Below are 24,767 nucleotides of genomic sequence, written 5' to 3' on the forward strand. Positions count from 1 at the left end.
TACGCCGAGCGCGTCGCCCTCGACCTCGACTACGCCACCCGCTGGAGCCTGCGCCGGGATCTCGCCATCCTCCTGCGCACAATCCCCGCCGTCCTCGCCCAGCGCGGAAGCAAGTAGCTGTGTCAGCGCCCATGATGGATCGAGCCATGCAGGACGACATCCCGCTCTGGTACGACTACGTAGAGCCTGACGAAGCGCCAAGCCGGAGCATGCTGGCCTTGGCCTACCTCTTTAGCGCGACAGTCAGCAGCGTCCGGGGGGCAAGTCAGATGTACTGGCTACCTGATCAGCTCTGGTGCCGAGTGGTTGACGCCTTGGCGAGATATCGGGCCACTGGAACTCGGCGATCCTGAACCCCGCAGATGCGCATTAGACAGCGGTGTTGCCGCCTCCATCCCGCACGGTAGGCGCAGCATCGCAAAGCCGCCAGAACTCGACAAAGCCGGCAGCGTAGGCAGCGAGAAGAACGGCGGTCCAGTGCATCATCAAGCTCCTTAACACAGGTTGTTAGCCGTTCTGGCGCCGACATCTTGATATTCGCTGACAGATGAAGACGGCATTAGCGTATCGACACGCGCCCGGGCGCTGGCCAGCTCGAGCGCATGCCCGCGCAGCACGGCCAGACCTACGACCCGTAAAAGGAGCCGGCGCCCGAGGCGGCCGGTTTCGCCCGGAGGAGCGACCTTACCCCGAGCGGTTGGACCGAGCCTTCGACGGACTGTCGGCGGCAATCAGGAGTCCTGCGCCGATCCTCGCGGCGTGACTCCTCGCGATCTACGCGACCCGACCACCGATCGATGCCGCCACATGGGCGATCGCCACAGCACTCCTCGCCGTTGCCGCTGCTCCTGTATACGGCTTCGCCCGTACAGTCGGCGCGATCCTGGGCGGCATCTACGGCACGATGCGCGACGGGTCCGAGTTCGTCTTGAACTAACGCGCGCTCCGGCACGACCAGCCCCTGCGAGGAACCTGGGTCGCGCTGTTGAACGCCAGCAGTCTCGCCCCTGGTTGTGGAAATCTGAGGCTTGGTACTTATCCCTGAACGTCTGCGAAGGGTCGAAAGTCGAGCCTTGCAATGAATATCTGGCGACAGATTTCGACCGTTAGTCCGCCCGCACCTCGTTCGCCCCGACCTCAGCCAGAAGTTCGCGCCCGGCCCGCGTCAGGAACCACGCCGATCGGGTCCGACCCGGCCCGCGCGCCTGGCGCGACTCGACCAGCCCCATCTCGACCAGCATCGGCATGGCTGATGGGTGGGCCTGCATTCGGAGCCCACCGGGGTTCGCCGCGACGGCGCGCAGGGCCTTCACCGCGCGGCCGCGAATCGGTGCGTGCGGTTCGGTAGGCATGACAGCTAGAGCCCGCCGACCAGCATCAGCAGGGCCGTCGTGATCGCCAGCAGGGTGCCGAACAGGCCGACCGTCCTAGCGGCACGCCGGTCGACCGCCTTGTGCTCCCATGCGGCAGCGATCAGGCTGCACGCCGTGAATCCCGTGATCGGCCCGGCCACCCACATGGCAGCGAACAGGATCCAGCCGGCGGGCGTCAGCGGCGTCATGGCGCTACACCGTCGCCATGATCATTCGGTGGCGCGCCTCGATCAAATGCTCGTCGCTGTCATGGCCCGGCATGTCGGCAAGGACTTGCTCGACAACCTGCCGCGTTGCTGTTTCGCTCAGGCCCAACCCGCGTGCGAACCCATCGAGGCGGCGCATCATGAGTTGGATTGAGGCGCGCCGATGCGTAATTTCCGGCTCGGTGCTCATCCCCTCACCGGATGCGCCAGCAGGATCGCGGTGCGAACCATGTTCCGCTTCCAGGCGGCCTTGTCGGTCTTCAGCGCCTCGGCCGCGCGCTCGTTCGTGCGGATCGTCTCGACGAGGTCGAGGGTCCACCCCTTCGCGAGCGGATAAGCCTCGGTCGTGAGGTTGGCCAGCACCGCGTCGACCGCGGCATCGATCTCCTGATCGGAGATCGCGGCGACCTTGCGCAGCTCGGAGACAGTGGGGTTGGTGGCCGTGCTGCTTACTATGTGCTTACCGGTCCTGTATTCCGGTAAGCAAGAGTAGAGCTAAGTGGTGGTGCCGCAAGAGGGATTCGAACCCCCGACCCCCTCATTACGAATGAGGTGCTCTACCAGCTGAGCTATTGCGGCCCGAACCCTGACACGGGCCCTGAACGGTGCGGGACTGGCCGCGCCGGACATGGCAGGCTCTTAGCGGCCCGACCCGCTTTAGGCAAGGCCGGGGCGCGACCCGGCGGTGTCAGGCGTCCCGGTCCGATGCCAGCTCGTCGCGCAGGAACGCCGCGACCTCCGCCCGGTCGACGCCCGGCGCGATGAAGCTCTGGCCGATGCCGCGGGCGAGGATGAAGGTCAGCGCCCCGTCGCGGACCTTCTTGTCCTGCGCCATGGCGTCGAGGATCGCATCGGCGTCGCCGCAGCCGCCCGGCACCGCCTGCAGGCGGGTGGGCAGGCCGGCCAGCGCGAGGTGGTTCGCGACGCGACCCGCGTCCTGCCCGGCGCAGAGGCCGAGCCGTGCCGAGAACCGGAAGGCGAGTGCCATGCCGATCGCCACTCCCTCGCCGTGCACCAGCCGGGCCGCATCGTAGCCCGTCAGGCGTTCTAGGGCGTGGCCGAACGTGTGGCCGAGGTTCAGGAGGGCCCGCTCGCCGTCCTCCCGCTCGTCCCGCGTCACGACCGCAGCCTTCGCCCGGCAGCACGCGGCCACCGCCGCGTCCCGCTCCGGGCCGCCGGAGAAGATCCCCCGCCAATGCGCCTCGCACCAGTCGAAGAAGCCGGGATCGGCGATCAGACCGTACTTGGCGACCTCGGCGTAGCCGGCGCGCATCTCGCGCTCTGAGAGGGTGTCGACGGCCGCGGTGTCCGCCAGGACCAGACGTGGCTGGTGGAAGGCGCCGATCAGGTTCTTGCCGAGCGGCGCATTAATGCCGGTCTTGCCGCCCACCGACGAATCGACCTGCGCGAGGAGGCTGGTCGGCACCTGGACGAAGCGCACGCCCCGCCGGAGCGTCGCGGCCGCGAAGCCGGCCAGATCCCCCACGACGCCGCCGCCGAGGGCCACGACGAGGTCGCCCCGCTCGACCTTCAGGGCCAGCAGGCCGTCGCAGACCTGGGCGTAGCCCGCGTAGGATTTCGAACCTTCCCCCGGGGCGACCGTCACGATGCCCGAGTTCAGGCCGGAGCGTCCGAGGCTGTCCTGCAGGCGCCCGGCATAGAGGGCGCCGACGTTCTCGTCGGTGACGATGGCGGCCCGGCGCGCACCGAGCGCCGCCATGTGCGGACCGGCGGCGTCGATCAGGCCGCGGCCGATCATGATGTCGTAGGCGCGGCCGCCGTCGAGGGGCACGTGGACCGTCAGGGGATCCGGGTGTGTCAGGGGCTCGGTCACGATCAGGCTCGCTGCGATCTTACTGGGCGGCCACGGGGACGGGCGGTTGGCCGTTGAGATGGGCGTCCAGCGCCTCCAGCACGTCCTGGACGACGCGGTCGTGGGAGACCTCCCGGGAGATCACCATCACGTCCGCCGCCGCGTAGACCGGATGGCGAACCGCCATCAGGTCGCGCATCGTCGCCTCGGGATCGTCGGTCTGGAGAAGCGGCCGGTTCCCGCGCTTGCGCACCCGCCGCATCAGCACGTCGAGATCGGCCTTCAGCCAGACCGATACTGCTGATTCCGCGATGCGAACCCGCGTGGACTCGCGCAGGTAGGCGCCGCCGCCGGTCGCCAGCACCAGGGGACCTGCGCGGAGAAGGCGCGAGATCACGCGTGCCTCGCCATCCCGGAAGCTCGGTTCGCCGTAGATCGCGAAGATGTCGGGGATGGTCAGGCCGGCCGCCGCCTCGATCTCGAGGTCGGCGTCCTTGAAGATCAGTCCGAGCCGGCTCGCGAGGCGGCGTCCGACGGTGCTCTTGCCGGCACCCATGAGGCCGACGAGCACGATCGAGCGCAAGCCAAGCGCCCGGCGCAACCGCGCCTCGATCGGTTCACCCGCCTCCTCCTCGCTCATCGACCGCTGCACCGCATCCCTGTGGCGTCCCCGCCGCCTCGCCATTCCCGCGCAGTTCGGGGCCGGCTCTCATCCTGCGGCAGGCTCTTAGCGCGATTCAAGCGGTCAGCGAAACGCATCGCTGTGTCGTTGTGGGCCTTGTCAGCGCCTCGATCACATGATGGAACCCGGGCACCCGCGGCATCCCGGAGCGAGCGCTGCGCGCTCCGACCGTCGCGCCTGCGCCCGTCCGCCAGAGGTTCGACCGACGTGCCGACCCTGTTCCGTTTCTTCGCTACCCTCGCGATCCTGGCGGGCCTCGTCTTCGCCGCGATGTTCGCGCTGGCCAACTTCGTCCAGCCCACACCACGGGAGATGAGCGTGACCATCCCAGCCTCGAAGCTTCAGCCGGGCGCTCGTTGAACGCGCCCGTGGGCGGCGGCGGCGACCTCCGATCACCGCGACCCGAGGTCGCCGATTATCTCGACATGCTGGCCGCCGAGCGCGGCGCCGGAATCAACACGGTGGCCGCCTACCGGCGCGACCTCGACGACTACCTCGGCTTCCTCGCCCGGGCGGGGATCGACCTCGCGGAGGTGGATGCCGGGACGCTCCGGGCTTTCCTGGTCGACCTCGAAACGCGCGGGCTGAAGGCGTCGTCGGCGGCACGGCGGCTGTCCTGCGTGCGCGGTTTCCACAAGTTCCTGTACGCCGAGGGCGCCGCCGAGGCTGATCCCAGCGTCGCCGTCTCGGGTCCCCGGAAGGGGCGGTCCCTGCCCAAGGTCCTGTCCATCGCGGAGGTCGACCGTCTCCTGACGGTCGTGCAGGCGGCGGCGTCCGCCAGCGAGAGTCCCAGTGCGGGCCGCCGGGCGCGGCGGATGGTGTGCCTGCTCGAGCTGCTCTACGCGACCGGCCTGCGCGTCTCCGAACTGGTCGCCCTGCCGCGGGCCGCGGGCGCGACCCGCGAGCGCTACCTGTTCATCAAGGGAAAAGGGGGACGCGAGCGCCTCGTGCCCCTGACGGAGGCGGCCCGCACGGCGATGGCGGCCCATCTCGCGGCAGTCCCGGAGGACACCGCGTGGCTGTTCCCCGCCGACAGCGACAGCGGCCATCTCACCCGGCAGGCCTTCGCCCGCGATCTCAAGCCGGTCGCGCTGCAGGCGGGCTTGCGCCAGGACCGCGTCAGCCCGCACGTGCTGCGGCACGCCTTCGCCAGCCACCTCCTGCAGAACGGGGCCGATCTCCGCATCGTCCAGGAACTGCTCGGACACGCCGACATCTCGACGACCCAGATCTACACCCACGTTCTGGATGAGCGCCTGAAGGCGATGGTCCGCGATCTGCATCCGCTCATGGACGGTTGAGCGCGGATGCGCGACGATCTCGCCCGTATGCACACGAGCGCGCCAATTGTGCAGGTCCCGCGAACTGCCTAAGAGTGGCCTTCCGCCATACCGGTATACGAGACCGCGTTTACCAGAGAGAGACCGTTCCTATGTCGAGCCCGACTGCTTCGCAGCGCGGCGCTGAGCCGAACACGGCGGGGCAGGCCACCGTCGAACGGCCGTCGCGGGAGGAAATCCGAGAGGGGCAACGCCTCGACAATCAGCTCTGTTTCGCGGTCTATGCCGCGGCTCACGCGTTCGGCCGCGCTTATCGCAATCTACTCGGCCAGTACGAGCTGACATATCCACAGTATCTTGTCCTGCTCGTGCTGTGGGAGCAGGACGGCCTGTCGGTCAAGGAGATCGGAAACCGGCTGTTCCTCGATTCCGGGACGCTGACGCCGCTACTCAAACGCCTCGAAGCGTCGGGCCGGGTACGGCGCGCGCGCGACAGGGTCGACGAGCGACAGGTCAGCATCTTCCTGACGGCGGCCGGCGAGACGCTGCGCGACGTCCTCGCCTGTATCCCGAACGATGCCGGCGGCCTGACCGGGCTGGACCTCGAAGGCCGCAAGCATCTTCTCGACGATCTCGTCAATCTCAGGCGCGGCCTCCAGGCCGGCCTCGTCGCCGAGTAAAGAAGGGGCGGCCCGAAGGCCGCCCCGGAAACCGTCGACGTCGCCGCCCTTACGACTGCGTCTTCAGGTAGGCGATGACGTCGTTGATCTTCTTGTCGTCGGGATAGCCCTGGAAGATCATCTTGGTGCCCGGCACCTTCGCCTTCGGGTTCTTCAGCCACTCGTGGAGATTGGCCTCGTCCCAGGTGATCCCGGAATTCTTGAGCGCGGCGGAGTAGCTGTAGCCCTCATAGGTGCCGGCCTTGCGGCCGACGACACCCTTCAGGTCCGGGCCGACGCCGTTCTTCTGGAAGTTGTGGCAGGCCTTGCAGGGGGCGAAGGCCTTCTCGCCTGCGGCCGCATCCCCGGCCTCCTGGGCCTGAACCGAGAGCGGGATCAGGGCGGCGAGGACGGCACCGAGAACGAGTGAACGCATGGATTTCCTCCTTTTGGCCGCTGGCGCGGCAGCGTCGAGGGCAGAGCTTGCCTGCCTGGAACAGCTCTAAAGAATCCGCATACTGGGTGCAACGGCCACGTTTACGGACGTCGATCACTAGTCTGCGGTTGCAGCAGCCATGGCGGGCAACCGCTACCCTCAACACGAAGCGTTCGATTTGGCTCCCTGCGGCACGTGAAGTCTCGGCCAACGACAGACATCCGCCCGGGCCGCCACGCCCCACCTGCCCGGTCGGCGGGTCGAGCGATTTGCCCATGCGGCCTGCCGTCCTTAGGCTCGTCCGTCGTCCTTAGGCTCGATTGCGCCGTGCGCCCGAAGGCATCCAACCTCCCCGACAGCCTGACGCGCCTGCTGGCGACGCCCCAGCGGCGCGCGCCCGGGCGCGCGCGCGGGGAACACCCGCTGCCGGGGACCGGACGGGACTCTCCGCATGCCGCCCTGGAAGCCGCCTTGCTGCGCGGCTTCGTGTACGGCGTGTCGGGCCTCGTCTGGCTCGTCGTGGCGGCGCTGTTCGTCCGTCATCTCGCGCGCTGAGGACCAGCCTCTCCAAGCCGGGTGTGGCGCTGTGGATATCGGCGACCCCGCCGGCGTTCGACACGATCAGCCACTACTTCCAGGATCAAGTCGGGTATCGCTCCCTCCGATTACGAGCATGTTCGGCTGGACCGACCACGCCCGTCCGCATGCAGGGAGGATCGGACAACGAGTCTGACCGGACGCTTCTGGTTTCGAAAATCCTGGACCGGCCGGCTGGTCCTCCTCGTCGAGGAAGAGCGCCCGCGCTGGTTCGGCCGCGGTGTCGCCAAGCCGCGCTGGCGGAACGCCAGGCTGATGGACTTCGCGGAGCCGGAACTGCGGCCGCTGATGATCATGGAGAAGCACCACCGCACCGGGGCCGCGACCGCGCAGGTCCGGACCCTGCGCCCGGTTCCCGCCGCGCCCGAAGCCCGCGCCGCGAACGGCTGAGGCCGGCCATCGGCGCCCGTCGCGTCGGGCGGTCCAGCGCCGGTGGCTGCGGCGGCCCTTCGCGATCACCACCTTGAGGCGGGGGGCGCCGGTTCGTGGGCGCCTCGATTCTGGTGAGGATCGCCATGCCGCACTATTTCTTCCACACCCAGATCGGTGACGACCTTATCACCGATCCCACGGGGTTCGACCTCCGCGATCCCGACGAGGCCTGGGAGCGGGCCCGCGCGACGATCCGCGCCGCCCTGCAGACGCCCCGCGATCAGGCCCGGCTGATGACCGCCTGCCTGATCGTCGTCGATGCCGCGGGCGACGTGGTTCTAGAGTTTCCCTTCAGCGAGGCCGTCACGCTGCCGTCCCCGGACGATCCCACGCGTCATTGAGGGCGGCGCTCCGCCGATCTGTGCCCTACATCGCGGCGGACGCGTCGGATGAGGATGGCTGCAGGATGGATTCACCCCCGAACGATCTGGATGCGCGGGCGCTCGGCGCCGCCGCGCCCGGCAAGGGTCTGGCCCGCGAGGCCTGTCCGTACGCCGAGGGGACGGAGGCACGCAGCCTCTGGCTTTCCGGCTATGACGAGGCGGTCGCGGGTGGGGCCGCACCCGTGACCGGTGGCATCGCCAAGCACCCGGTCGGTCCGGGGCACTGATGGACGCGCTGACCGGAGCCCGCCTCCCCCCGACATCGCACCCGCCCCTGAACCGGAGGGCCGTGGGCGCCGTCGTCCTGGGCAACGCCCTCGAATTCTACGACTTCACGGTCTACGCCTTCTTCGCCAAGCCCATCGGCGAGGCGTTCTTCCCCGCCAACGACCCGACCCACAGCCTGCTGGCCTCGCTGGCCCTGTTCGGCATCGGCTACGTCATGCGGCCCATCGGCGGCGTGCTGATCGGCGCCTTCGCGGACCGGGCCGGCCGCAAGCCCGCGATGCTGATCACCATCGCGCTGATGGCGCTCGGCATGCTGATGCTGGCCGCCTGCCCCTCCTACGCGGTGATCGGCGGCTGGGCGCAGGTGATCGTCATCGCCGGACGTCTCGTGCAGGGTCTGGCGTTGGGCGGAGAGGTCGGCCCGTCCACGGCCTATCTCCTGGAGGCGGCGCCTCCGGAGCGGCGCGGCTTCGTGACGAGCTGGCAGATCGCCAGCCAGGGATGTGCCGCCCTGTTCGCCGGCATCATCGCGACCGTCCTGGCGCTGGCGGTGGGCGACCAAGCGATGGCGCAATGGGGCTGGCGGCTGATGTTCGCCCTCGGCCTGTGCGTCGTCCCGGTCGGCCTGATCATCCGCAGCCACCTGCCGGAGACGGCCGGCCCCGAGGAAGACCCGCACGCGGCCGCGTCGACGTTCGGGGTCGTCCGGCGGCTCCTGCGCGATCACGGCCGATTGCTGGGCCTGACCTTCCTGGTCATCGCGGCGTCCACCGTCTCGAATGCGGTGGGCACGAACATGCCGGTCTTCGCCGGCGCGACGCTCGGCCTCTCCGAGACCGCCGCCACGGCGGTGCCGATCGCCCTCGGGCTCGCCTCCGTGATCTTCCCGCTCCTCGGCGGCTGGTCGGCGGACCGGGTGGGCCGCCGCCCGGTGATGATCTGGCCGCGCGCGCTGATCCTGATCCTGGCCGTGCCCGCCTTCGCCTGGGTGGTGCAGGCGCCGAGCGCCGCGAGCGTCTACGCGGTCACCTTCCTGCTGTCGGCGCTGTCGTCCATCAACGCCGCCGCCGTGATCGTCGGCATCCCGGAGGCGCTGCCGCGGGCGGTACGCAGTGCTGGCCTGTCGATCGTCTACGCGGTGTCGGTCTCCGTGTTCGGCGGCAGCACCAACTACGTGGTGAACTGGCTGATCGCGACGACGGGCGACCGCCTCGCACCGGCCTACTATCTCGCCGCCTTCAGCCTCGTCGGCACGGTCGCCGCCATGCTGCTGCCCGAGACGCGCGGCCGCGATCTCGACGCCGACGCCGCGGCCTGACGCGTCCGGCACGGAGCCACGCGCGTGGCGCCTCCCGGCTCCGGGCGTGTGCACCGGCCTCGGGTCGGGGCCCGGGCGTATGTGCGCTCGCGCACGACGCCCGCGGGAATCCTCGTCGGTCGTCCGTTTCGCCCCTAGGTCGGCGCGCGGCCCGAGCCTAGACGGGTGGCATGCCAACGCCCTCAGAGACGCGCCGTCCGCTGGTCCTCGCCGCGGTGATGGCGGTGATGTTCATGATCGCCATCGAGGCGACGATCGTCTCGACGGCGATGCCGCAGATCGCCGGTCAGCTCGGTGATCTGCATCTGTACGCCTGGGTGTTCGCCTCCTTCCTGCTGACCCAGACGGCCACCACGGTGGTGTTCGGCAAGCTCTCCGACCTGTACGGACGCCGTCCGGTCCTGCTGTTCGGCATCGCGGTCTTCCTGATGGGCTCGCTGCTGTGCGGGCTCGCTTGGTCGATGCCCTCGCTGATCCTGTTCCGCCTCGTCCAGGGCATCGGGGCGGGGGCGATCCAGCCGGTGAGCCTGACCGTGGTCGGAGACCTATACGCGGCCCGGGAGCGCGGCCGCATCCAGGGCTACCTCGCCAGCGTGTGGGGGATCTCCTCGGTGGCCGGCCCCCTGGTAGGCGGTCTGATCATCGGCCATCTGAGCTGGCCCTGGATCTTCTGGCTCAACCTGCCCATCGGCGTGATCGCGGCCGGCCTGTTCCTCCGCTACCTCCACGAGGGCGTCGAGCGCCGCAGCCGCCAGATCGACGCGATCGGCGCGGCCCTGTTCACCGCTGCCATCGCGGCCCTGATGCTGGCGCTGACCGCGGCAGGAGAGTCGGCCGCCGCGGCCGCGTGGCCGGCCGCCGGCTTCGTGGTGGCCGCGATCCTGTTCGTGCTCCAGGAGCGCCGCGCCGCCGATCCGATGCTCGACATCCGCCTGTGGATGCAGCGGCCGATCGCCACCGCCAACACGGCGACGCTGCTCTCCGGCATGACGGTGATCGGGCTCACGGCGTTCCTGCCGATGTACGTCCAGGGCGTCCTGCGGCAATCGGCGCTCATCGCCGGCCTGACGCTCACCCTGATGGTGCTCGGCTGGCCGATCGGCGCGACGACGGCGGCCCGAAGCTTCGTGCGCTTCGGCCTCCGCCCGGTCCTGCTGGTCGGCGCGACCCTCCTGCCGCTCGGCGCGATCGCTTTCGTGGCGCTCGGATCGGACACGTCGCCCCTCGTGGCCGCCTGCGGCTCCGTCGTCATGGGGCTCGGCATGGGCTTCCTGTCGACTGCCGCCATCGTGATCATCCAGGACAGCGTCTCCTGGGCGCAGCGCGGTGCCGCCACGGCCTCGAACATCTTCGCGCGCAACCTCGGCTCGACGCTCGGCGCCACCGCGCTGGGCGCCGTGCTGAATTACCGACTCGCTCATCCGGCGAGCGGGCCGACGGTCAGCTCGGACGAGTTGCGACGCCTGCTCGACGATCCGGCGAGCCTTGGTGCGGGGGGCCACGCGATCCGGGACGGGCTGCAGCACGCGCTGCACGGGACGTTCTGGACCGTCTTCGCCGTGGCGGTGCTGACCCTGCTCCTGTCGCTCCTGGTTCCGCGGGTCGCGATCTCGGACGGTCCGCGCGAACTCGCTGTGGAGTAGACGGCGTGGCGGCCGCGCAGCTTCCGTGCGGCCGCATCATGTTCTAGCGTCCCCCCATGCCCCTCGTGCCGCCCCCGCGCCCCGCAGCCCAGCCCGCGGCCGATATCCCGCCGACCAGCGTGCTCAACGCCAACCAGCCCGAATGGTCGGTGGGCGAGCTGGCGGGCGCCCTGAAGCGTACGCTGGAGGACGCCTTCGGGCACGTGCGGCTGCGCGGCGAGATCTCGGGCTATCGCGGACAGCACGGCTCGGGCCATGCCTATTTCTCGTTGAAAGACGGGCAGGCGCGCATCGACGCGGTGGTCTGGAAGGGCGTGTTCGGCCGCCTGCGCCAGCGGCCCCAGGAGGGGCTGGAGGTCGTCGCCACAGGGCGCATCACCACCTTCGCGGGCAAATCCTCCTACCAGATCGTGGTCGAGAGCCTGGAGCCTGCGGGCCTCGGTGCCTGGATGGCTCTGCTGGAGGAGCGGAAGAAGCAGCTGGCCGCCGAGGGGCTGTTCGCCCCCGAGCACAAGCGGGCGATCCCCTACCTGCCGCGTGTCGTCGGCGTGGTCACATCGCCGACCGGCGCGGTGATCCGCGACATCCTTCACCGGCTGGAGGACCGCTTCCCGCGGCCCGTCCTGGTCTGGCCGGTGCGGGTCCAGGGCGACGGGGCGGCCGAGGAGGTCGCGGCCGCGATCCGGGGCTTCAACGCGCTCCCGGCCGGGGGCCGGATCCCGCGTCCCGACGTGCTGATCGTCGCCCGCGGCGGCGGCTCCATCGAGGATCTCTGGGCCTTCAACGAGGAATGCGTCGTCCGCGCCGCCTTCGAGAGCGCGATCCCGCTGATCTCGGCGGTCGGGCACGAGACCGACACCACGCTGATCGACCACGTCTCCGACCGCCGCGCGCCGACCCCGACAGGCGCCGCCGAGATGGCGGTGCCGGTCCGCGCCGACCTGATCGCCACCGTGGCGGATCTGGCCGCCCGCGGCAGGGGGGCGGTCGGGCGCCGGATCGACCGCGACCGGTCGGACCTGCGCGCCCTCGCCCGCGCCCTGCCGGGTGCCGACGCCCTGCTGGCGGCCAAGCGCCAGCGGCTCGACCTCGCCGAGGCGCGCCTCGCTCCGGCCCTGGCGGCGGGCGCCAGCCGCCACCGCGCCCGGCTCCAGCTCCTCCTCGACCGGATGGCCCGGCGCTCGCCTGACGTCGCCCTCGCCAATGCCCGGGCGCGGCTGGCGCGGATCGACCACCGGCCGCTCCACGCGGTGAGCAACGACCTCCAGCGCAAGGGCGAGGCCCTGGTGCAGCTCGGGCGGCGCCTCGTCGTCGCCCGGGATGCGAGCCTGGAGCGGGCGCGGGCCCTGCAGGCGCGCCGCACCGATCGCCTGCTCGCCCTCTCGGACCGCCTCGTCCAGGCCGGGGCGCGCACCGTCGAGCGGCGGCGCGACCGGCTGCAGGGGCTCGCGGGGTTGCTGGGGTCACTCAGCTATCGGGCGGTACTGGAGCGCGGCTACGTGCTCGTGCGCGATGCGGCCGGGCTGCCGGTCCGCCGCGCCGCCGATGCGGCGGCCGCCTCCCGCCTCGGCCTGCAATTCGCCGACGGGATCGTCGCGGCGGTGCCGGACGGGACGCCCGCACCCCCGCAGGCGGCGAAGCCCGCGCGGCGCGGAGGCTCGCCTGCGTCAGCGCCGCAGGGCAAGCGCGCCGGCGCCGCGGCGACGCGGCAGGGATCGCTGTTCGACGCCTGAGGGCTGTGTCCCGCGGTGGCGCGGAGCCGGCGCGATCGTGGGTGCACGCACGGCGCGGTGCGTCAGCCGCCGGCCTGGATTGCGAGGCCACGTCGCTCCGTTCCACCGCCCCGCGCGGACGGACGGCGCCCGCCGGACCGGTTGAGGACGCCGGATCGCGGCGTGGGGTGAGTCACCCCGGCTCCGCCCCGACGCGGTAGTGATAGCGGTACAGCTCACGTTCGAAGCCGAGCGCGCGGTAGAGTGCGCGCGCGGGCGCGTTCGCCGCGACGACCTGCAGGCAGGCCGCTCGGGCGCCCTGCCCGCGTCCCCAGCCGAGCAGCGCCTCGACCGCCCGCTTGCCATGGCCGCGACCGCGCAGGGGTTCGGGCGTCGCCACCGCCTCGATGACCAGCAACTCGCGGTCGAGCACCCCGAAGGCGATGGCGCCGATCCCGCCCTCCGCCGCCGCCGCCGCGAAGGCCCGGGGCAGGACCAGCGCGGCGACCGTGTCGCGGAACACCCGTCCGGCCGCGGCGTCCGCGTGGTTCATCGTGTCGCGAAGCGCCAGCCAGTCGGCGCCGGGGGCTGCCGCGACCGCCACGGACGGATCGGGCGCCCCCGCTGGAGCGTCAAGGTCGCGGAACAGGGTGCAGGTCTCATCCACGACGGCGTAATCCCCCCCAGCCAGCCACGACTCCAGTCCCGGCGCGATGGCCGGTATCCGGAAGATCGCACGCTGCCCGAGGCGACCGAAGATTGCCTGTGCCGCATCGACGGCCGGCCCGGGCGCTCCGCTTCCACGCATCGGGTTCAGGGAGTTCTGCCGCTTCGAGGGGCCGCCCGCGGCGCGCAGCAGGTACCCGTGGACGAGGAGCTGGCGCGGGCTCGGCCAAGCGTTGAGGCAAGCCTCCTCCACGCGCCACGCCCGTTCGAGATCCGACATCGCCGCTTTCTCCCGACGGCCTGATCGCACGCCGCGGGGACTTGGCCAATCGCTGCGGGGCAAGACTTCGCCCATGCGGCGTCACGTACGCTTGAAGCATTGTGGAGCCGCGCGATGTCTCGGCGATGTCTGAACCTGACGTCCTGTTCTGCCTCCACTTCCTCGGCGGCAGTGCCCGAAGCTGGGAGCGTCTCGCGCGCGCTCTCGACGGTGTGCCGTTCTGCGTCCCGGTGGATCTGCCGGGCTTCGGCGATGCTGCCGGAACGACGGGATACTCCGTCGCCGCGATGGCCGATCACGTCGCTGCCCGGATCCGAACCCGCGCGCCCGCGCGGTTCGGCCTCGTCGGCCACAGTATGGGAGCCAAGGTGGCGCTGGCCTTGGCGCGCCGCTCCGAGGACGGCGAGCCGGGTCTGACCGGCCTCACCGACCTGATCCTGATCTCCGGTTCGCCGCCCAGCCCGGAGCCGATCCCGGACGAGCGCCGTGCCAAGATGCTCGCCTGGATCGATGCGGATCCCGAGACGCGTCGGCGCGAGGCGCGCGCCTTCGTGACCGCGAATGTCGGGCAGCCGCTGGACGCGGCGGACGAGGACAGAGCCGTGGACGACGTCCTGCGGGCCGCGCCGGCGGCCTGGACGGCGTGGCTCAAATCGGGGGGCCGCGAGGATTGGGGCCGGTGGATCGGGGTCCTGCGCACGCCGGCGCTGATCCTGGCGGGGTCCGCGGATGCCGATCTGGGCGAGGATGCCCAGGCGGCGCTGATGGCCCCGCATCTCGCGCATCATCGCCGCGTGACCGTCGCCGGCGTCGGCCATCTCCTGCCGCTGGAGCGACCGGCAATCCTGGCCGAGCGGCTGCGCGCGCATTTCGGTGACCGACCGGGTCAGGCGGATCCCGACGCTCCGGCGGTGCCGCCGGCCTACGCGGCGCTGATCGACTCCGAACGGGTGAACAGCCGGCTGCGCGAGGCCCTCGGCGCGCGCGCGGCTCCGGACGATCCGGCCTACCGTCCGACCGCCCTGGATCCGGTGGAACTCGCGATCCTCCGCGCCGCCATGGGCCGTGTCGTGCCGGTGCCGAATCTGGATCTCGCGGCGCGCCTCGACCGGAGGCTCGCCTCGGGCGAGGGCGACGGCTGGCGCTTCTCGGCGCTGCCGCCGGACGCGGACGCGTATCGGGCCGCCCTCCGCACCCTGGATGCCGCCGCCCGCGCCGCGCACGGCCGGCCGTTCGTCATCCTCGGCGGAAACGATCAGGATACGCTGCTCACCCTCTGCGAGCGGGCCGAGCTGACGGTGCCGGATATGCTCGGCGGCCGGCTCGACGCCGACCGGATGCGATTCTGGTTCGAGGATCTGCGTGCCGACGCGGTCCGGCTCTGGCTGGGGCATCCGGCTGCGCTGGCGCGGATCGGCTTCTCGGGCATCGGCGCCGGCGGCGACCGGGACGGTGAGATCGCCGACGGCCTGCCGGGCTTCCGCGCCGTGGGGTTGGATTCGCCGGAAGCTTGGGAGCCCCGGGCGGCGTACGAGGGGACGGCACGATGAATCTCGAGGGCATGCGGGCCTACCGCGAGGACGAGAGCGTCGATGCGGTCGTTGTCGGCACCGGTGCGGGGGGCGCCCCGCTCATCGCGCGCCTCGCCGCGGCGGGCCTCAAGGTCGTCGCGCTGGAGGCGGGGCCCAACTTCACGCCGGAACGCTTCGCCTTCGACGAGACGCTCGCCGACGAGATCTACTGGACCATGGAACGCCTCAGCGGCGGCTCGACTCCGGAAGCGTTCGGGGCGAACAACAGCGGCACCGGCGTCGGCGGATCGACGCTGCACTGGGGCGCGTTCGTCCCGCGGGCTGATGCCCGGGACCTGCGGCTCCACACCGAGAGCGGGATGGGGGTGGACTGGCCCCTCGCCTACGAGGACCTGCGTCCGTTCTACGAGCGGGTGGAGCGGTTCCTCGGCGTCTCGGGGGCGCAGGCCTATCCCTGGGATGCCGCGAGGCGCTATCCCCTCCCCCCGGTGCCGCGCAACGGCCCGGCGCAGATCATGGCGCAGGCCTGCGAGGCGCGCGGCATCCGATGGGCGGACGCCCCCGCCGCGGTGGTGTCGCAGGACTTCCAGTCCGAGGACGGACCGAGGCGCAACGCCTGCATCAATTGCGGTTTCTGCCACCAGGGCTGCCGCAACGGCGCCAAGGCGAGCATGGACGTGACCTATCTCCCCTTCGCCGTCTCCCGGGGCGCGGAGATCCGAGCCGAGGCCTTCGTGCACGGCCTCGAGCGCGGCGCGGACGGGCGCATCACCGGGGTGGTCTATCGGCAGGACGGGCAGGACCGGCGCCAGCGTTGCGGCACGGTCTTCCTCTGCGCGGGCGCCGTCGAGACGCCGCGCCTGCTGCTGCATCTCGGGCTCGCCAATTCGAGCGGTCAGGTCGGGCGCAACTACATGGGGCACGTGGCCACCCAGGTCTGGGGCACCTTCCCGAACGCGGTGCGGATGAACCGAGGCTATCCCTCGTCGCTGATCACCGAGGATTTCATCCGGCCGGGCGCCGACTTCGCGGGCGGCTACCTGATCCAGAGCCTCGGCGTCGTGCCGCTGACCTTCGGCAACGCGGCCGCGCGGGGTCGCGGCCTGTGGGGCAAGCCGCTCCTCGACTACCTCGACCGCTACAATCACATCGCCGGGATCGGCATCAACGGCGAGACCCTGCCCTGTGACGCGAACGTGCTCACGCTCTCCGACGAGCTGGATGCGCGCGGGATGCGCAAGGCCCATGTCAGCTTCGGCTACAGCACCAATGAGAACCGGCTCAACGCCCACGCGACCGCGGTGATGCGCGGTCTGTGGGAGGAGGCCGGCGCCGAGGACATCTGGGTGCTGGAGCGCGTCGCGCACACGATCGGCACCTGCCGGATGGGACGCGACGGATCCAGCGCCGTGGTCGATCCGCAGGGCCGCAGCTTCGACATCGACAATCTCTGGATCTGCGACGGCTCGACCTTCCCGAGTTCGCTCGCGGCCAACCCGGCGCTCACCATCATGGCGCTGAGCCTGCGCAGCGCGGAGGCGTTCCTGGCCGAGGGGCACTGACGACCTCACCCCGCCGCGGCACGCAGCTCCGCCAGACCGCGCCGCTGCCGTCCCTCCGCGTCGAAGTTCGCCGGATCGAGCCAGGCCGAAAAGCCGGCGCGGACGCGGGGCCATTCCGCGTCGGTGATGGAGAACCAAGCCGTGTCGCGGGAGCGGCCCTTCACGACCACCGCGTTGCGGAAGATGCCCTCGAAGGTGAAGCCCAGGCGCAGCGCCGCCGCCCGGGACGGCGCGTTGAGGCTGTCGCACTTCCACTCGTAGCGCCGATAGCCCAGCTCGTCGAAGGCGCGCGCCATCATCAACGCCATGGCCTCCGTGGCGGCGGCACTGCGCTGGAGCCGGGGTCCGAAATGCAGGTGCCCGACCTCGATCACGCCGTTGCCGGGGTCGATCCGGAGGTACGAGGCGATGCCGAGCGCTTCGCCGGTGGCGCTGTCCAGCACCACGTGGAACAGCGGATCCTCGCTCGCCTGCTGGGTCTCGAGGCGCGCCCGATAGGCCGCCGCGCTATCCGGCAGCTCGTCGCCGAGATAGGTCCAGCCGCGCCCGTCGGGCGCGGCGCTGTAGGTCGCGAACAGGTCGGACGCGTGGGTCCCGGCATCCAGCGGCGCGAGGCGGCAGGTGCGGCCGGTCATGGGTGTCCGCGGCGGCCGCGGACGGGCGCTCCAATCCGGAAGGGCCGGCCCGACGGGCTGGCCGAAGGCATTGACGCGCGCGCTCATGATCCGCTCCGCTCCGAGACCAGTGCTGCCAGTGCCTCCTCACCATCCGCTCGGAACCCGGCGACGACGCCGATCCTGTCGGCTTCCGGTCTGTTCTGGCTCATCTTCCACTTCCCCTCGATCCGGCTGATCGGAATCTCGACGCCCACGAGGGCGCGGACCTGCGCGGTCACGAACGGCGCGGGTGCGTCCGCGACCGCCCAGGGATCGGCGCGGGGCGTCTCGCGCAGGGCGGTGAGGTCCGCGATCTGCCGCCCGAGCCACGCCGCATCCTCGATTAGCCGCGGCCGGCCCCAGGCGTGGACCGTCGCATAGTTCCAGGTCGGCACGACCCGCCCGTGCTCACGCTTGCTCGCGTACCAGCCCGGCGAGACGTAGCCCTGCGGACCCTGGAACACGATCAGGCACTCCTCGACCGCGGCAAGCTCCTGTCCCTGAGGATTCGCCCGTGCCAGATGCGCCCGCAGGGTGCCGTATGAGCCGACATCATCGAGCAGGAATGGGATCGGGTTGGCAAGGAGGCCGGCCGGACCGGCCGTGATCAGGAGGCCCAGAGGATGGGTCCGGATCAGCGCGTGCTGCGCGTCCCGCGCGTCCTCGCGGAAATGCGGCGGCTGGTACATGGCACCTGACTCGAAGCGGATATCGACACCATTCGATTGACCCAGGGGCGGACCAGGAGAAAGGTCCAGTTCTCGAAACAGCACTGGACCACTTGCGCCGATGGCCCGGGCAGCCCCACCCCTGTCGGTCAGCCTCGACTGGAACGCGCCGTCGCCGCTGCACGCGCAGCTCCGCGAGGCCCTGCGCGCCGCGATCCTGGACCGGCGCCTGCCGCGCGGGACTCGGCTGCCCGCCTCCCGGGTGCTGGCATCGGACCTCGGCTGCGCCCGCGGGACGGTGGTTCTCGCCCTGGAACAGCTCACGGCCGAAGGCTACCTGATCGCCCGGCCCGGTTCGTCGACAAGCGTGGCCGCGTCGCTTCCCGACGATGCGACGTCGCTCTCCGCGAGACCCGATCGGCCGGTCCCGACGCTGGTGCCGACCCTGTCGCGGCGCGGCGCCCGGCTCATCGGCGGCCCGCGGCGACGCTTCATGGCCGAGCCCGACGTGCCCGACGCCTTCGCCCTCGGCCGGCCGGCCCTGGACGCTTTCCCGTACGCCGTCTGGGCACGCCTGCTTCAGGCCGAGTGGCGCCACGGTCCCGCCGAACGGCAGGACCTGCGGGGTTCGCCCGCGCTCCGGGGGGCGATCGCCGCCTATCTCGGACAGGCGCGCGGAGTCGCGTGCACGGCGGACGACGTGATCGTCACGGCGGGCATCCGCCAGAGCCTGAGGCTGATCGCGGAGTTGCTGCTCGATCCCGGAGAGGCCGCCATGGTCGAGGAGCCGGGTTTCCCCGGGATCGCACAGGCGCTCGCGAGCGCCGGTTTGCGACCGATCCCGGTCCCGGTCGGAGCCGGCGGTCTCTCGGCGGCGCGGGTCGCAGCGCTGGCGCCCGGCGCGCGCCTCGCCGTGGTCACGCCGGCCCATCACTACCCCCTCGGCTACGCCATGAGCCTGGAGCACCGGCTCGATCTTCTCGCCTGGGCCGAAGCCGCCGCGGGCTGGATCGTGGAGGACGATTACGATGGCGCCTACCGGTACGCCGGACGACCGCTCGCGCCGCTGCGCGCCCTCGATCGCGGCGGGCGCGTCATCTACGTCGGAAGCTTCTCGAAGCTTCTCCTGCCGGCGCTGGGCCTGAGCTACCTCGTCCTGCCGCCGGGGCTCCTCGCGCCGGTCAGCCACGCGCTCGCCGGGACCGGGCCGACGCCGCCCGTGGTCGGCCAGTGGGCGCTCGCCCGCTTCATCGAGGACGGGCACCTCGCCGGCCATCTGCGGCGGACCCGCCGCCTCTACGCCCTGCGGCAGGCCGCCCTCGTCGAGGCCGCCGCCCGTCATGCGGCAGACGTCGTGTCTATCGCCCCCATGGAAGGTGGAATGCATCTCATCGCCCGGCCGGGACCGGCCTGGACGCCGTCGCTCACCGACGTGGCCGCCACGGCGGCGCTCGGCCGGGCGGGGATCGCCACGGTTTCCCTCTCGGCCTACTATGCCGGGCCCGCGGAAACGGGATTGCTGCTCGGCTACGCGGCAGTGCAGGAGCGCGCCATGGATACGTCGGTGCGGCGCATGGCGGAGACCCTGCGTCTGGCCCCCTGAGTCGGGCGCTCCGAGGGTGCGGATCAATCCCGCTGCGGCGTCAGCGTGACGAGGGTCGGGTGCGCGGCGCGCACTTCGAGGCTCCGCAGCAGCGCCGTGCCGATCGTGATGCCGTCGCCCGGCACCACTCGCACCACACGATCCCCATCGACCCGCAGGTGGAAGGTGCCGCCACCGCGCACGCTCATCCGCGGCGCCGCGCGGAACGGCGCCAGGGTCACGAGGGTCCAAGCCGGCCCGATCGCAAGCTGCGTCGGTGTCATCGTCGTCGGGCCGATGCCGTCCGGCAGCCCCGGAGCCAGACAGGTCAGGCCGGCGACGAACAGAACCGTCAGACCGACGTGGCGAAGCCGCGGCCGGTGGTGTGGCGGCGCGTCCGCGCGCACCTTCGGTGCGGGCGAATGGAATGCGCGCCGCGCGGGGAGCGGCCGGTGTGACGAGCGGTCCGCGGCCGCCGAAGGCCGCGGGACGGGACCGAATGCAAGGGTCGCTTGGTCCGGGCCGGCGATCTCGTTCGTCTCACCCGGTGCGCGGTTCCTCGTGTCGGCTCGTGCCCGTTGCGCGGCTCCGCAGAAGGGGCAGTACGGCACCGCGACGGAGTGGCCGAGGCCGCAAACGTCGCAGTGCCTGCCTGGGGGGGACGGATCCGCGGCCACGGCGGTAACGTGGTCAGTGCACGATCGCGCCGGTTTCGGCGAACCGGGCGAGGCGGGCGATCAGGGGCGCCACCATCACCCGATCGAGCTGCGCGAGAAGCCCGCTGCGCGCGTGCGCGACATTGGCCTCGGCCTGCGCCCGGGCGCGGCGATGCCATCCGGCGGGGTCGCTGCTGCAGGTGAACCACGCGGCCTCGATCGCGCGGAACACCGCCGGCAGGCGCTCGATCGGGTCGGCGATCGGATCGTAATGGTGGTCGATCAGGCTGCCGAAGGTGTGGAAGCCCAGTTCGGAGAGGCGAGCGACGGCGCGCGGGGCGCCGACCATCACGAAGGGCAGCCCGGTCGCGGCGGCCTTCAGCGCCTTCTCGGTCACGCGCTCGACGCCGGGTTCGAAGAAGTCCGTCTCGGAGATCACCGTGAGGTCGCAGCCCGCATAGGCCTGCGTGTCGAGGGTCATGACCATGTCGGTTCCCCGGTCGGCATCGATCCGCCGCGCCTGTCGTGGGATCCAGGCACCGACATCGGCGAGCAGGGGCCCGAACGCCGCCGCGATCTCGGGCGGAGCGTGGAACACGTCGATTCCACCCGCCTTGGGATTGTCCGCGCCGATGCCGTGGAAGGAGATCAGTCCGTCACGGTCCAGGCCGTTGAGTTGGAACCAGCGGTAGAGCAGCACCCGGTGCCAGCGGAGCGCCGCGTTCTGGCAGAGGAACCGGGCCGGACCGGCGGCGCGGGCGAAGGGCGCGTAGCCGGATCGGTCGAGGGGATGCTGGGGGAAGAGACGCGGGCCGGCCTCCGCGTCCAGCCAGAGGGCGACCTGGAGCGGGAAGAACTCGAAGGTCCAGAAGCGCAGACCCTCGCCGTAGAGGCGTTCGTAGTCCAGGCGCAGCAGGCTGTTCTGCGAGGCCAGGATGACCCGATCGCGCGGGATGCCGAGGCCGTGGAGATTCCGGTGGAGCGCCTCGAAGGTCGGCGCGTGCAGGCCCGGCCCCTCGTTCGACAGGTCGAGGAGCAGCGCAGCCCGGCCGGAACGCAGGTTCTCGGCATCCCCCGGCTGCAGCAGGTCGAGCCGCCCGTTGGCTTCCGTAAAGCCGAGCCGCACGAAATCGAGGACCGGGAGGCAGAGCACGTGGTTGGCTGCGCCCGGGTCCGCCGTGACGGTGACCGGGCTGCCCATCCAGCCGAGGGCTGCCGGCAGGAAGTGGCCTGCCTCGCCCCTGGGGACGAGCAGGATCTCGGAGGAGGAGTGGCTCATCGTGACGCCCGCGCGGCCCGTTCGGTCGCGGCCCTCCGCCGCGGACCGCGCGAAGCCGGATAAAGGCTCCGCGCGGACGCGTCGAGGTCAGGCCAAGACCGGTTCCGCCGCGCGGACCGGGGTCGGTCCGGCGCGATAGGCGCTCGCGGCCTCCTCGGTTCGCCAGCAGGCGACACGATGGCCGGGGGCGATCTCGGCCACGGGGGGCATCTCCCGGCGGCAGCGCTCCTCGGCGAGGAAGCAGCGCGGCGCGAAGGGGCATCCCGGGGGTCGATTGGCGAGGTCCGGAGGGCTGCCCGGGATGGTCTGGAGCCGGGATCCCTTGGCGAGCGCCCCTTCCGCGCGGCTGCGCAGCAGGCCGATCGTGTAGGGGTGGTGCGGGTCGAGGACCACCTGATGGGCCGTCCCGGTCTCGACGATCCTGCCCGCATACATGACGGCGATTCGGTCGGCCACCTCGACGGCCGCGCCGAGATCGTGCGTGACGATGACGATCGACAGGCCGAGATCCCGCTGAAGCTCGCGCAGGAGCAGCAGCACCTGGATCTGCACGGTAGCGTCGAGCGCCGTCGTCGGCTCGTCGGCCAGCAGCACCTGCGGCCGGCAGGAGAGCGCCAGGGCGATCATGGCCCGCTGGCGCATGCCGCCCGACATCTCGTGCGGGTAATTGTCGAGCCGCCGCTCCGGGCTGGGGATCCGCACCCGCTCGAACAGCGCGAGGGCACGCTCACGGGCCTCCCCCTTCGAGATCGTCTCGTGGCGCAGGATCGCCTCGGTGATCTGGCGCCCGACCGTGTAGACCGGGTCGAAGGCGAGCAGCGGCTCCTGGAAGATCATCGAGACGTCGCCGCCGCGGAAGTCGGCGAGCTGGCGCTTGGTCAGCGCCTGCACGTCCCGGCCGGCCGCCAGGATCTGGCCCTCGATCCGGCTGCGCCCCTCCGGAAACAGGCGCAGGATCGCCCGGAGCGTCACGCTCTTGCCGGAGCCCGATTCGCCGATGAGCGCGATGGCCTGCCCGCGCTCCAGGGTCAGGTCGACGCCGTCGACGACCTGCACCTTGCCGAAGGCGACGCGCAGGTCTCGCAACACGACCGCGGGTTCGGAGGACGACATCGATTCCCTCATGCCGCGAGCGCCGGGTTCGGGGCCCGCGCGTGGCCGGAGCCGGGCTGCCGGGCGAGGCAGGCGACGCGGTGCAGCGGCCGGATCCCGTCGAGCGGCGGCTCGGTCACGCCGCAGACCTCCTCCGCCAGCGGGCAGCGCGGGTGGAAGCGGCAGCCGGAGGGCGGGTCGATCGGGTTCGGCGGGTCGCCGGCCAGCAACGCCACCGCGGTGCGGTTGTCCGGATCGAGGGACGGCATGGAGGCCATCAGCGCCTCCGTGTAGGGGTGAGCGGGCGCGTCGAGCACCGCGTCCGACAGCCCGATCTCCGACACACGGCCGAGATACATCACCATCACCCGGTCGGAGATGAAGCGCACGACGTTCAGGTCGTGGCTGATGAAGATGTAGGTCAAGCCGAACTCGGCCTTGAGATCGAGAAGCAGGTTCAACACCTGCGCCTCCACCGACTTGTCCAGGGCCGAGACCGCCTCGTCGAGGAGCACCAGCCGCGGCTCCAGGGCCAGCGCCCGGGCGATGTTGACCCGCTGGCGCTGGCCCCCGGAGATCTCGTGCGGGTAGCGACCGGCGAACCGCCTCGGCTCCAGGCCGACGCGCGCGAGCAGAGCGCGGGCGCGCTCCACCGCTTCCCGGCCGGGCACGCCGTTCACCTTCGGGCCGAAGGCGATCGACTGCTCGACGGTCATGCGCGGATTGAGCGACGCGTAGCTGTCCTGGAAGACCATCTGGACTTCCCGGCGGTAGGACCGCCAGGGCATGGCGCGCTCGCCGACCGCCTGCCCGTCGTAGAGCAGGCCGCCGGCATCGCGCTCGATCAGGCCCATCAGCAGCTTGGCGGTGGTGGACTTGCCGCAGCCGGATTCGCCGACGATGCCGAGCGTCTCGCCCTTGAGCACATCGAAATCGACGCCGTCGACGGCGCGGACCACCTGCTTCTTCCCTCCGGCCTTGCGCACGGGGAAGTGCTTGTACAGGCCCGAGACCGACAGGAGCGGTTGGGCGGGGCCGCCGCGGTCGCGGGCGAACGGATCGTGTCCGTCCGGAATGACGCTCACTGGCGAATCTCCGTCATTGGCGGATTTCCATGGCGGCGCGCAGGCCGTCCGAGAACAGGTTGAAGGCGATCGAGACGACGAAGATGCACACGCCCGGCAGCGCGGCGACGACCGGATTGACGTAGATCGCGGTGCGCAGGGTGTTGAGCATCAAGCCCCATTCGGGCTCCGGCGGGCGCACCCCGAGGCCCAGGAACGAGAGGCCGGAAGCCAGGATCATCGAGACCGAGATCAGGCTGGTGGAATAGACGAAGATCGGTCCGACGACGTTGCCCAGGACCTGCACGCGCATGATCGTCAGGGCCGAAGCCCCCGACAGCTTGGCGGCGTCGATGTAGTCGCGGCGGCGGATGCCGGTGGTGACGCTCTCGGCCACCCGGGCGATCTGAGGGACGAACACGAAAGTCAGCGAGACGATCGAGTTGAAGATTCCGGCGCCGAGCGCCCCCGACAGCGCGATGGCCAGCAGGACGGAGGGGAAGGCGAAGAACACGTCGATGGTGCGCATCAGGATCGTGTTGGTCCAGCCGCCGACGTAGCCGGCCAGGACTCCGATCCCCGACCCGATCACGAAGGCGATCAGCACCGGCGTGACGCCGATGAACAGCGACAGCCGCGCGCCCAGCATCAGGCGGCTGATCATGTCGCGGCCGAGTTCGTCGGAGCCGAGCCAGTAGGTGGCGTCGCCCACGTGCTTCAGGCGGCGCAGCATCGAGCCCTTGTAGGGATCCATCGGGGTGATCCACGGCGCCAGGATCGCCACGATCACGACGAGCAGGATCACGGCGCCGGCGCCCATGGCCACGGGGTCACGGACCAGCCGGTGCCCGACGTGACCCCAGAATCCGCGCGACGAGACGAAGGCGCCTTCCGGTGCCGCGTCGTCGGCGGTGAGCAGGCCGCCGTCGAGGGCCATTGAGGCGGCGGTGACGGGAGCGGTCATCATC

28 protein-coding genes, 1 tRNA gene and 1 pseudogene are annotated in these 24,767 nt (G+C 71.2%); 14 read left to right on the forward strand and 16 right to left on the reverse strand.

The window, feature by feature from the left end:
- Positions 1 to 117 (forward strand): annotated as a pseudogene (locus MFF58_RS17495) (sugar transferase); the annotation flags it as partial.
- A 989-nt stretch (positions 118 to 1,106) separates the two neighbouring features.
- On the opposite strand, the gene MFF58_RS17500 reads toward MFF58_RS17495, so the two are convergent.
- The 7 genes from MFF58_RS17500 to MFF58_RS17530 form a co-directional block, all read right to left on the reverse strand.
- Complete coding sequence (locus MFF58_RS17500; protein WP_238290059.1) at positions 1,107 to 1,352, reverse strand: hypothetical protein; 246 nt, start codon at positions 1,350 to 1,352, stop codon at positions 1,107 to 1,109.
- 5 nt (positions 1,353 to 1,357) lie between these two features.
- On the reverse strand, positions 1,358 to 1,561 hold the full coding sequence (locus MFF58_RS17505) for a hypothetical protein (RefSeq protein WP_238290061.1): 204 nt from the start codon (positions 1,559 to 1,561) through the stop codon (positions 1,358 to 1,360).
- Positions 1,562 to 1,565: 4 nt separating this feature from the next.
- On the reverse strand, positions 1,566 to 1,769 hold the full coding sequence (locus tag MFF58_RS17510) for a hypothetical protein (protein ID WP_238290062.1): 204 nt from the start codon (positions 1,767 to 1,769) through the stop codon (positions 1,566 to 1,568).
- Entirely contained in the window at positions 1,766 to 1,942 is a 177-nt protein-coding gene (locus MFF58_RS17515) for a hypothetical protein (RefSeq protein ID WP_238290063.1), read from the reverse strand. The genes MFF58_RS17510 and MFF58_RS17515 overlap by 4 nt, the downstream gene beginning before the upstream one ends.
- Positions 1,943 to 2,082: 140 nt before the next feature.
- Positions 2,083 to 2,158, reverse strand: a tRNA-Thr gene (locus MFF58_RS17520).
- 109 nt (positions 2,159 to 2,267) lie between these two features.
- On the reverse strand, positions 2,268 to 3,413 hold the full coding sequence (aroB, locus tag MFF58_RS17525; protein ID WP_238290064.1) for a 3-dehydroquinate synthase: 1,146 nt from the start codon (positions 3,411 to 3,413) through the stop codon (positions 2,268 to 2,270).
- A gap of 19 nt (positions 3,414 to 3,432) precedes the next feature.
- Positions 3,433 to 4,032, reverse strand: a complete 600-nt coding sequence (locus MFF58_RS17530; protein WP_238290065.1) for a shikimate kinase — start codon at positions 4,030 to 4,032, stop codon at positions 3,433 to 3,435.
- Between the two features lie 249 nt (positions 4,033 to 4,281).
- Between MFF58_RS17530 and MFF58_RS17535 the strand changes: the two genes are divergently transcribed.
- The 3 genes from MFF58_RS17535 to MFF58_RS17545 all read left to right on the forward strand — a co-directional run bounded on the left by MFF58_RS17535 (position 4,282) and on the right by MFF58_RS17545 (position 6,034).
- Entirely contained in the window at positions 4,282 to 4,434 is a 153-nt protein-coding gene (locus tag MFF58_RS17535) for a histidine kinase (RefSeq protein ID WP_238290066.1), read from the forward strand.
- Complete coding sequence (locus MFF58_RS17540; protein ID WP_279602884.1) at positions 4,431 to 5,375, forward strand: site-specific tyrosine recombinase XerD; 945 nt, start codon at positions 4,431 to 4,433, stop codon at positions 5,373 to 5,375. Before MFF58_RS17535 ends, MFF58_RS17540 begins: the two co-directional genes overlap by 4 nt.
- A 131-nt stretch (positions 5,376 to 5,506) precedes the next feature.
- Positions 5,507 to 6,034, forward strand: a complete 528-nt coding sequence (locus MFF58_RS17545) for a MarR family winged helix-turn-helix transcriptional regulator (RefSeq protein ID WP_238290174.1) — start codon at positions 5,507 to 5,509, stop codon at positions 6,032 to 6,034.
- Between the two features lie 49 nt (positions 6,035 to 6,083).
- Here the strand turns inward: MFF58_RS17545 and MFF58_RS17550 are convergent, their stop codons facing one another.
- Entirely contained in the window at positions 6,084 to 6,449 is a 366-nt protein-coding gene (locus MFF58_RS17550) for a c-type cytochrome (RefSeq protein WP_210028234.1), read from the reverse strand.
- 327 nt (positions 6,450 to 6,776) lie between these two features.
- Between MFF58_RS17550 and MFF58_RS17555 the strand changes: the two genes are divergently transcribed.
- From MFF58_RS17555 to xseA, 7 genes are all read left to right on the forward strand, one after another.
- The gene (locus tag MFF58_RS17555) at positions 6,777 to 7,004 is read left to right on the forward strand and encodes a hypothetical protein (protein ID WP_238290067.1); all 228 of its coding nucleotides are present in this window, start codon (positions 6,777 to 6,779) and stop codon (positions 7,002 to 7,004) included.
- Positions 7,005 to 7,130: 126 nt separating this feature from the next.
- On the forward strand, positions 7,131 to 7,436 hold the full coding sequence (locus MFF58_RS17560) for a hypothetical protein (RefSeq protein WP_238290175.1): 306 nt from the start codon (positions 7,131 to 7,133) through the stop codon (positions 7,434 to 7,436).
- 125 nt (positions 7,437 to 7,561) lie between these two features.
- Positions 7,562 to 7,819, forward strand: coding sequence for a DUF6894 family protein (locus MFF58_RS17565; RefSeq protein ID WP_238290069.1), 258 nt, complete (start codon positions 7,562 to 7,564; stop codon positions 7,817 to 7,819).
- Between the two features lie 65 nt (positions 7,820 to 7,884).
- Entirely contained in the window at positions 7,885 to 8,088 is a 204-nt protein-coding gene (locus tag MFF58_RS17570; RefSeq protein ID WP_238290070.1) for an Rmf/CrpP family protein, read from the forward strand.
- Positions 8,088 to 9,407: an MFS transporter gene (locus MFF58_RS17575; RefSeq protein WP_308445453.1), complete on the forward strand. Its 1,320-nt coding sequence runs from the start codon at positions 8,088 to 8,090 to the stop codon at positions 9,405 to 9,407. The genes MFF58_RS17570 and MFF58_RS17575 overlap by 1 nt, the downstream gene beginning before the upstream one ends.
- 170 nt (positions 9,408 to 9,577) lie before the next feature.
- On the forward strand, positions 9,578 to 11,050 hold the full coding sequence (locus MFF58_RS17580; RefSeq protein ID WP_238290072.1) for an MDR family MFS transporter: 1,473 nt from the start codon (positions 9,578 to 9,580) through the stop codon (positions 11,048 to 11,050).
- 56 nt (positions 11,051 to 11,106) lie between these two features.
- Positions 11,107 to 12,783 (forward strand): exodeoxyribonuclease VII large subunit, encoded by a 1,677-nt coding sequence (xseA, locus tag MFF58_RS17585; RefSeq protein ID WP_238290073.1) that lies wholly within the window; start codon positions 11,107 to 11,109, stop codon positions 12,781 to 12,783.
- 172 nt (positions 12,784 to 12,955) lie between these two features.
- On the opposite strand, the gene MFF58_RS17590 is transcribed toward xseA, so the two are convergent.
- On the reverse strand, positions 12,956 to 13,708 hold the full coding sequence (locus MFF58_RS17590; RefSeq protein WP_238290074.1) for a GNAT family N-acetyltransferase: 753 nt from the start codon (positions 13,706 to 13,708) through the stop codon (positions 12,956 to 12,958).
- A gap of 125 nt (positions 13,709 to 13,833) precedes the next feature.
- On the opposite strand from MFF58_RS17590, the gene MFF58_RS17595 reads away from it, so the two are divergent.
- Positions 13,834 to 15,258 (forward strand): alpha/beta hydrolase, encoded by a 1,425-nt coding sequence (locus MFF58_RS17595; RefSeq protein ID WP_238290075.1) that lies wholly within the window; start codon positions 13,834 to 13,836, stop codon positions 15,256 to 15,258.
- Complete coding sequence (locus MFF58_RS17600; protein ID WP_238290077.1) at positions 15,255 to 16,802, forward strand: GMC family oxidoreductase; 1,548 nt, start codon at positions 15,255 to 15,257, stop codon at positions 16,800 to 16,802. The genes MFF58_RS17595 and MFF58_RS17600 overlap by 4 nt, the downstream gene beginning before the upstream one ends.
- 5 nt (positions 16,803 to 16,807) lie before the next feature.
- Here the strand turns inward: MFF58_RS17600 and MFF58_RS17605 are convergent, their stop codons facing one another.
- Together MFF58_RS17605 and MFF58_RS17610 are read right to left on the reverse strand one after the other, a co-directional pair.
- Entirely contained in the window at positions 16,808 to 17,524 is a 717-nt protein-coding gene (locus MFF58_RS17605; RefSeq protein WP_238290078.1) for a GNAT family N-acetyltransferase, read from the reverse strand.
- Positions 17,521 to 18,147 (reverse strand): FMN-binding negative transcriptional regulator, encoded by a 627-nt coding sequence (locus tag MFF58_RS17610; RefSeq protein ID WP_238290079.1) that lies wholly within the window; start codon positions 18,145 to 18,147, stop codon positions 17,521 to 17,523. Before MFF58_RS17610 ends, MFF58_RS17605 begins: the two co-directional genes overlap by 4 nt.
- A 100-nt stretch (positions 18,148 to 18,247) precedes the next feature.
- Here MFF58_RS17610 and pdxR point away from each other — a divergent pair, with 100 nt between their 5' ends.
- On the forward strand, positions 18,248 to 19,729 hold the full coding sequence (pdxR, locus tag MFF58_RS17615; protein WP_238290080.1) for a MocR-like pyridoxine biosynthesis transcription factor PdxR: 1,482 nt from the start codon (positions 18,248 to 18,250) through the stop codon (positions 19,727 to 19,729).
- A 23-nt stretch (positions 19,730 to 19,752) separates the two neighbouring features.
- Here pdxR and MFF58_RS17620 read toward each other — a convergent pair whose 3' ends face one another.
- The 5 genes from MFF58_RS17620 to MFF58_RS17640 form a co-directional block, all read right to left on the reverse strand.
- On the reverse strand, positions 19,753 to 20,115 hold the full coding sequence (locus MFF58_RS17620) for a hypothetical protein (RefSeq protein ID WP_238290081.1): 363 nt from the start codon (positions 20,113 to 20,115) through the stop codon (positions 19,753 to 19,755).
- 283 nt (positions 20,116 to 20,398) lie between these two features.
- Entirely contained in the window at positions 20,399 to 21,643 is a 1,245-nt protein-coding gene (locus MFF58_RS17625) for a hypothetical protein (RefSeq protein ID WP_238290082.1), read from the reverse strand.
- Between the two features lie 87 nt (positions 21,644 to 21,730).
- Positions 21,731 to 22,756: an ABC transporter ATP-binding protein gene (locus MFF58_RS17630; RefSeq protein ID WP_238290083.1), complete on the reverse strand. Its 1,026-nt coding sequence runs from the start codon at positions 22,754 to 22,756 to the stop codon at positions 21,731 to 21,733.
- 8 nt (positions 22,757 to 22,764) lie between these two features.
- The gene (locus MFF58_RS17635; protein ID WP_238290084.1) at positions 22,765 to 23,820 is read right to left on the reverse strand and encodes an ABC transporter ATP-binding protein; all 1,056 of its coding nucleotides are present in this window, start codon (positions 23,818 to 23,820) and stop codon (positions 22,765 to 22,767) included.
- A gap of 13 nt (positions 23,821 to 23,833) precedes the next feature.
- Positions 23,834 to 24,763, reverse strand: coding sequence for an ABC transporter permease (locus tag MFF58_RS17640; protein ID WP_238290085.1), 930 nt, complete (start codon positions 24,761 to 24,763; stop codon positions 23,834 to 23,836).
- Positions 24,764 to 24,767: the final 4 nt, after the last annotated feature.

It is taken from the genome of Methylobacterium longum, from assembly GCF_022179385.1.
Lineage (GTDB): Bacteria > Pseudomonadota > Alphaproteobacteria > Rhizobiales > Beijerinckiaceae > Methylobacterium > Methylobacterium longum.

What these genes read in the sequence shown, in the direction of transcription:
- MFF58_RS17570 (WP_238290070.1), top strand. Translation starts at nt 7,885, where the DNA reads ATGGATTCACCCCCGAACGATCTGGATGCGCGGGCGCTCGGCGCCGCC.
- xseA (WP_238290073.1), top strand. Translation starts at nt 11,107, where the DNA reads ATGCCCCTCGTGCCGCCCCCGCGCCCCGCAGCCCAGCCCGCGGCCGAT.
- MFF58_RS17500 (WP_238290059.1), bottom strand. Translation starts at nt 1,352, where the DNA reads ATGCCTACCGAACCGCACGCACCGATTCGCGGCCGCGCGGTGAAGGCC.
- MFF58_RS17530 (WP_238290065.1), bottom strand. Translation starts at nt 4,032, where the DNA reads ATGAGCGAGGAGGAGGCGGGTGAACCGATCGAGGCGCGGTTGCGCCGG.
- MFF58_RS17565 (WP_238290069.1), top strand. Translation starts at nt 7,562, where the DNA reads ATGCCGCACTATTTCTTCCACACCCAGATCGGTGACGACCTTATCACC.
- MFF58_RS17640 (WP_238290085.1), bottom strand. Translation starts at nt 24,763, where the DNA reads ATGACCGCTCCCGTCACCGCCGCCTCAATGGCCCTCGACGGCGGCCTG.
- MFF58_RS17600 (WP_238290077.1), top strand. Translation starts at nt 15,255, where the DNA reads ATGAATCTCGAGGGCATGCGGGCCTACCGCGAGGACGAGAGCGTCGAT.
- MFF58_RS17590 (WP_238290074.1), bottom strand. Translation starts at nt 13,708, where the DNA reads ATGTCGGATCTCGAACGGGCGTGGCGCGTGGAGGAGGCTTGCCTCAAC.
- MFF58_RS17605 (WP_238290078.1), bottom strand. Translation starts at nt 17,524, where the DNA reads ATGAGCGCGCGCGTCAATGCCTTCGGCCAGCCCGTCGGGCCGGCCCTT.
- MFF58_RS17545 (WP_238290174.1), top strand. Translation starts at nt 5,507, where the DNA reads ATGTCGAGCCCGACTGCTTCGCAGCGCGGCGCTGAGCCGAACACGGCG.
- MFF58_RS17630 (WP_238290083.1), bottom strand. Translation starts at nt 22,756, where the DNA reads ATGTCGTCCTCCGAACCCGCGGTCGTGTTGCGAGACCTGCGCGTCGCC.
- pdxR (WP_238290080.1), top strand. Translation starts at nt 18,248, where the DNA reads ATGGCCCGGGCAGCCCCACCCCTGTCGGTCAGCCTCGACTGGAACGCG.
- MFF58_RS17575 (WP_308445453.1), top strand. Translation starts at nt 8,088, where the DNA reads ATGGACGCGCTGACCGGAGCCCGCCTCCCCCCGACATCGCACCCGCCC.
- MFF58_RS17610 (WP_238290079.1), bottom strand. Translation starts at nt 18,147, where the DNA reads ATGTACCAGCCGCCGCATTTCCGCGAGGACGCGCGGGACGCGCAGCAC.
- MFF58_RS17595 (WP_238290075.1), top strand. Translation starts at nt 13,834, where the DNA reads ATGTCTGAACCTGACGTCCTGTTCTGCCTCCACTTCCTCGGCGGCAGT.
- MFF58_RS17505 (WP_238290061.1), bottom strand. Translation starts at nt 1,561, where the DNA reads ATGACGCCGCTGACGCCCGCCGGCTGGATCCTGTTCGCTGCCATGTGG.
- MFF58_RS17550 (WP_210028234.1), bottom strand. Translation starts at nt 6,449, where the DNA reads ATGCGTTCACTCGTTCTCGGTGCCGTCCTCGCCGCCCTGATCCCGCTC.
- MFF58_RS17625 (WP_238290082.1), bottom strand. Translation starts at nt 21,643, where the DNA reads ATGAGCCACTCCTCCTCCGAGATCCTGCTCGTCCCCAGGGGCGAGGCA.
- MFF58_RS17510 (WP_238290062.1), bottom strand. Translation starts at nt 1,769, where the DNA reads ATGAGCACCGAGCCGGAAATTACGCATCGGCGCGCCTCAATCCAACTC.
- MFF58_RS17580 (WP_238290072.1), top strand. Translation starts at nt 9,578, where the DNA reads ATGCCAACGCCCTCAGAGACGCGCCGTCCGCTGGTCCTCGCCGCGGTG.